At 70.7% G+C, this 5,739-nt stretch carries 5 protein-coding genes; 4 read left to right on the top strand and 1 reads right to left on the bottom strand.

Annotated elements, in window-relative coordinates:
• Positions 1-2,147, top strand: a 2,147-nt coding sequence (gene recG / locus Mterra_RS18100) for an ATP-dependent DNA helicase RecG (protein WP_245971684.1), incomplete at its 5' end; no start/stop codon positions are given.
• A gap of 209 nt (positions 2,148-2,356) precedes the next feature.
• Positions 2,357-2,593 carry a hypothetical protein gene (locus Mterra_RS18105; RefSeq protein ID WP_119316420.1) on the top strand — a complete coding sequence of 79 codons (237 nt, stop codon included), beginning with the start codon at positions 2,357-2,359 and terminating at the stop codon, positions 2,591-2,593.
• Positions 2,594-2,673: 80 nt separating this feature from the next.
• Here the strand turns inward: Mterra_RS18105 and Mterra_RS18110 are convergent, their stop codons facing one another.
• The gene (locus tag Mterra_RS18110; RefSeq protein WP_119316421.1) at positions 2,674-4,563 is read right to left on the bottom strand and encodes a S1 family peptidase; all 1,890 of its coding nucleotides are present in this window, start codon (positions 4,561-4,563) and stop codon (positions 2,674-2,676) included.
• Positions 4,564-4,875: 312 nt separating this feature from the next.
• Here Mterra_RS18110 and Mterra_RS18115 point away from each other — a divergent pair, with 312 nt between their 5' ends.
• Together Mterra_RS18115 and Mterra_RS18120 are read left to right on the top strand one after the other, a co-directional pair.
• Complete coding sequence (locus Mterra_RS18115; RefSeq protein ID WP_119316422.1) at positions 4,876-5,316, top strand: hypothetical protein; 441 nt, start codon at positions 4,876-4,878, stop codon at positions 5,314-5,316.
• 8 nt (positions 5,317-5,324) lie between these two features.
• A partial coding sequence (locus Mterra_RS18120) for a DUF2259 domain-containing protein (RefSeq protein ID WP_119316423.1) occupies positions 5,325-5,739 on the top strand: 415 nt, incomplete at its 3' end.

Here is a 5,739-nt window from a genome sequence, read left to right on the forward strand (position 1 = left end):
TCCTCACCGCCCCGCCGGGCAAGGCGCCCCCGCCCGCCCCGGCCCGGCCCGCCCCCGTCGCTTCGCCGGCGCCGGAGGCGGCACAGCCGGTGGGGGACCTCACCCTCGACACCCCGGTGGAGGCGCTGCCGCTGGGCGCGGGCGGGAAGAAGAAGATGAACGAGCTGGGCGTGCGGGTGCTGCGCGACCTGCTGCACGGCTACCCGCGCCGCTACGAGGACCGCCGCGCCCTGCAGAGCGTGCGCGAGCTCGAGGAGGGCGAGAAGGCCACCGTCGTGGGCACCGTGCTCAGCCGCGAGCTCGTCAAGACCCCGCGCAAGGGCATGCAGCTCGTGCAGGTGCGCTTCATGGACGCGTGGGGCTGGAAGTTCACGGGCGTGTGGTTCAACCAGCCCTGGGTGCTCAAGCAGGTGCCCGAGGGGGCCAGCCTGCTCGTCTCGGGCCGCGTGCAGCGGCGCGGGGGCAACGTCTCGCTGATGGTGGAGTACTTCGAGGACGAGGCGGGCGAGTCGCTCTCGACGGGGCGCATCGTGCCGGTGTACCCCTCGCGCGAGGGCATCTCCCAGGCCTTCTTGCGCCGCGCGGCGTGGCGGGCCCTCGAGGCCTTTCCCCGCGTCCCCGACCCGCTCGAGCCCTACCGCGCCGCCCTGGGGCTCCCCGACCTCGACTGGGCGCTGCGCCAGGCCCACTTCCCCGACTCCGAGGAGCAGCTCGAGAAAGCCCTCTACCGCCTGAAGTTCGACGAGTTCCTGCTTCTGGAGCTCAAGGTCATGATCCAGTCGGGCGGCTCGGCGCTGTTGGGCCGCTACTTCCGCGTGGAGCCCGAGTGGCTCGAGCGTTTCCGCGACAACCTCCCCTTCGCCTTCACCCGGGCGCAGGAGCGGGTCTTCGGCGAGATCCTCGCCGACATGCAGAGCGAGCGCCAGATGGCGCGGCTGGTGCAGGGCGACGTGGGCTCGGGCAAGACCGCCGTGGCCGCCGCCGCGCTCTACGTCGCCGCGCAGAACGGGGCCCAGGGCGCCTTGATGGCCCCCACCGAGATCCTGGCTAAGCAGCACTACCAGAACCTGCAGAAGTACCTCTTCCCCCTCGGCGTCACCGTGGACCTGCTGGTGGGCTCGATGCCCATGGGCGAGAAGCGCGGGGTGCTCGACCGGCTCAAGTCGGCCCACACCGACGTGGTGGTGGGCACCCACGCCCTGATCCAGGAGCGCGTGGAGTTCAAGGACCTGGGCCTGGCGGTCATCGACGAGGAGCACCGCTTCGGCGTGCTGCAGCGCCGCCGCCTGCTGGGCAGCCGCCCCGACGTGCTGGTGATGTCGGCCACGCCCATCCCGCGCTCGCTGGCGCTGACGATGTACGGCGACCTCGAGGTCAGCGTCATCGACGAGCTGCCCCCCGGGCGCACCCCGGTCAAGACCAAGGTGCTCACCCAGAAGACCCGCCTGCAGGCCTACGCCTTCGCCCGCCAGGAGATCGCCAAGGGGCACCAGGTCTTCGTGGTCACGCCCATGATCGAGGAGGGCGAGAGCGAGACCACCGCCGAGCTGGCCGCCGCCACCAAGCTGGCCGAGGAGCTGCGCGAGCTGCTGCCCGACGTGCGCATCGAGCTGCTGCACGGCAAGATGAAGGCCGAGGAGAAGGACCTGGTGATGGAGCGCTTCAAGAACAGCCACTTCGACCTGCTGGTGAGCACCACCGTCATCGAGGTGGGTGTGGACATCCCCCAGGCCACGCTGATGGTCATCGAGAACGCCGAGCGCTTCGGGCTGGCCCAGCTCCACCAGCTTAGGGGCCGGGTGGGGCGGGGGGGCTTGGAGTCTTACTGCGTCCTCATCGCCGGCGAGAGCAGCAAGAAGACCCTCAGCCGCCTGCGGGTCATCGAGGAGAGCACCGACGGCTTCTACATCGCCGAGAAGGACCTCGAGCTGCGCGGCCCCGGCGAGCTGCGCGGCCTGCGCCAGTCCGGCATGCCCGACCTGCGCATCGGCGACCTGGCCTCCGACCAGGAGATCATCGAGAAAAGCCGCGAACTCGCCAAACAGGTCCTCGAGGCCGACCCCTACCTCGAGGCCCCCCAGCACGCCCTCCTCAAGCGCGAACTCCAGGCCCGCGCCGAGGCCATCGGGTTCCGTGAGGTGATTTAGGGGGCAGTAAGCGGTCAGCGATCAGCCGTCAGCAAAGGGCGCGTGGTCCGTGGCGGAAGGAACACCTCCTCTCCCTGCCGGCGTCGAGGGTCGAGGGTCTAGGACCAAGGCGCCCTGCGTACGACGTAGGACGTAGGACATGCGTCTTGCGTTTTGCGTCTTGCGTCTCGCGTACGACGCACGACCCTCCCCCGGGAGTACCATGGAGCATGGCCTGGATTGCGGTGTTCGGACTGGTGGTGGCGGTATTCGTGGTGGTCTACCTGGCCCGCCGGAATGCGCTGGAGGCGCCGGTTCCCGCACCTGCGCCCCTGCCCTTCCAGCCCACGGCCTCGGTCATCGTGGACATGGACGACGAGCCCCCGGCCGAGATCGACTTCGACTCGGGCATCGAGGCGGGGCGCAAGGCGCTCGAGGCCCAGAAGCCGGCGAAGAAGGACCCTTGAGGACCTCTGCGCCGGGGGTCTGAAGCAAAACGGCCGACCCCTCGAGGTCGGCCGGTGGAACGGCGAGGTCGGGCTGGGGATCAGCTCGCACCCAGGGCGTTGAGGGCCGGGGCGAAGCCCGCCAGGACGCCGGGGGAGGGGTGGCTCGCGCCGGTGGTGCCCACGGTCACGGAGCACTTGCCCAGGCTCTTGCTCTGCTTGTTGACGATGGACAGCGCTTCGCCTTGCAAGGTGTTGCCCTGCAGGCCGCTGCGGCCCACGCGGCACACCCACAGCGTGCTGTCGTCGATGCCCACCCCGAACAGCGCCACGTCGTTTTTGGGGTCGAAGACGAAGAGCAGGTCGTACTCGGCGCCGCGCCGGTCGGTGGCGGTGCCGTACTGCCCGTCCTTGTCCTCCTCGGTGAACTTGCCGCCGAACTGGCCGCCGGGGAAGGCGAGCGCCACGCTCTGCCCGAGGAGCTTAGGCAGCGGCCACGAGAGGGTGAGGGCGGGGGCCGCGCCCGCGACGTTGAGCGTGACGGAGCACTTGCCCAAGCTCTTGCTCTGCTTGTTGACGATCGAGATGGCCTCGCCCTGGAGGGTGTTGCCCTGCATCCCGTCCTTGCTCACCTCACAGGCCCACAGCGTGCTGCCGTCCACGGCGACGACGAAGAGGCCGCTGTCGGTCTGGCCGTCGTAGAAGTAGCCGGTGTCGAAGCTCTTGCCCCGGCGGTTGGTCGCGCTGCCGTACTGGCCGTCCTTGTCTTCCTCGGTGAACTTGCCGCTGAACTCGTCGCCGGGGAAGGTCACGGAGTAGCTCAGGCCCACCTTGACCTCCAGCGGCCACTTCAGGGCCACGGGCTGGGCGCCGCCGAGCGCGACGGTGCACTGGCCCAGCGACTTGCTCTGCTTGTTGACGATGGAGATGGCCTCGCCCTGCAGCACGCCGCCCTTGACCCCCCCGCGCTTGACCTGGCACACCAGCACGGTGTTGCCGTCGGGGCTGAGCAGGAAGGCCATGTAGTCGTTCTTGGAGTCGTAGAGGTAGGCCGCGTCGTACTTCGCGCCCCGGCGGCTGGTGGCGCTGCCGTAGGGGCCGTCCTTGTCCTCCTCGGTGAAGCTGCCGCTGAACTGCTCGCCGGGGAAGCTGATGGTGAAGCTCTGGCCCACCGCCACCCGCACCGGCCATCCCGCCGGGGCCGGGCCGGGCTGGGGGTTGGGCTGCGGCTGGGGTTGGGGTTGCGGCTGGGGGGTGTTGGCTAGGAGCACGGGGGCGAAGAGGCCCCAGGCCAGCGCGCTCGGCCGCATGAAGGCGGTGCGGGAGTTGCCGTCGCCGCCGCGCCCGGCGGTGTGCACGCCGATGAGCTCGCCCTTCTCGTTGTAGATGCCCCCGCCCGAGTTGCCGGGGCCGGTCTGGGCGTCGTGCTTGATCCACTGCTTGCCGCCGCTCTGCATGTCCTCGCCCAGGAAGCCGCCCACGGTGCCGCTGGAGAAGGTGATGGTCGAGCCCCCGGTGCCCTGGAAGCCGAAGGCGAAGATGGGGTCGCCGGGGAGCAACTCGTCGGAGTCGCCGAGCTTGACCGAGGGCAGGTTGAGGTTGGAGACGGGCCGCCCTTCGGTGTCGCGGGCCACGCGGATGAGGGCGAGGTCGAGGTTGGGGTCGGCCTTGACCACGTCGGCGAAGTACCGGAACTCCGGCGGCTGGTCCACGAAGCGGATCAGGCGCACCGGCAGCAGCGGCGCGATCTGGCGGTTGTCCACGTCGCCGATGACGTGGTAGTTGGTGAGGATGTAGCCCCGGGGGTCGATGATGGTGCCCGAGCCGATGCCCAGGATCTTGCCGTTCTTGTCGGCGGGCGTGATCATCACCGTGGCTCTGATGATGCGCTCGCGCAACTCCCGCGAGAGGGTCTGGGCCTGCGCCAGTGGGCCCAGCGCCAGTACCCCCAACAAGCCCAACAACCCCAGTCGAATGCCGCGATGTCTCATGGTTCCTCCCGGACTGCTTGCCTCAGAGTAGCCGCCCCCGTCGCATTTCCCGGTGACTTATGGGAAGGGGCTGGAATTAATGCTCTGCCCGACAGGCTTCGTGCCCTGACCCAAGCCTGACGCTCACCGGCTACAGTGCCCCGGGAGGAGCGCCGTGGAGGTGTTGCTGTCCGTGCTCATCGGCGGGCTGTTGGCCTGGCCCATTCTAAGGCTTTGGCTCGAGGCCTGGCGCGGCGGGCCGGGGCGGGGAGAGGGGCGGGCGTGAGGCAACGCGACCCGTGGGCTGGACTTTGGCCGCATAATGGACCCACCATGCAACGCGTCGTCGTCCTCGCGCTCCTCGGCTTCTTCGGCCTGGGTCAGGCCCAGACCTTCTCCCTCGGCGGCAGCCTCAGCGCGGGCAGCGGCAGCGCCACGACCCTCGAGGCCAGCCTGCTGCTGACGGCCGGCGACCTGCTGCGGGCCGGCCCGCTGGGCCTCGACGCCCGGGCCGAGGCCAACCTGCTCGTCGCCGAGGGCCTGGGCTTCTCGGTGGGCCTGGCCGCGCTGGCGACCTTCGGCCTCGAGGCCTTCACCGCCTACGCCGGGCCGCAGCTCAACGCCGGCGTCGTCCCCTCCGGCCTCACCTTTGGGGCCGTCGCCGGGGCCCGCTACGCCATCGCGCCGCGCGCGCAGGCCTTCGGCGAGGTCAACTTCCTCTTCACCCAGCCCCTGGCCTGGCGCCTGCGGGCCGGGGTGCAGTTCGGGTTCTAGGGGGCGTCGTGCTGCGTGCCGGGTTGGTTCTGGCGGCGCTTGCCCTGGCGGCCGGGGTGCCCCGGGCGGTGGCCGGGGACGCGGCGGGGCTGGAGTTCCTCGGCTTCAGCCGCGACGCCTCCCACCTCGCCTTTGAGCAGTACGGCATCCGCGACGGATCGGGCTTCCCCTACAGCGAGGTCTTCCTCGTGGACGTGGCCCGCAACCGCTACCGCGCCAGCGCGGTGCTGGGCGGCCCGGCCTTCGACGGGCGCAGCCTCGAGTCGGTGCGGCAGGAGGCCGGCCGCCGCATGGCCGCCGAGTTCGCCCGCGTCGGGCTGGTGCCCGGCCGCTTCCCGGGCTTCCTCAAGGCGGCCCGGACGGTGGGCGAAACCGTGGAGGAGCCCGCCACCCCCGCCGACACCGCCCCCGCGGGCTCCGGCC

The organism is Calidithermus terrae, from assembly GCF_003574345.1.
Classification (GTDB): domain Bacteria; phylum Deinococcota; class Deinococci; order Deinococcales; family Thermaceae; genus Calidithermus; species Calidithermus chliarophilus.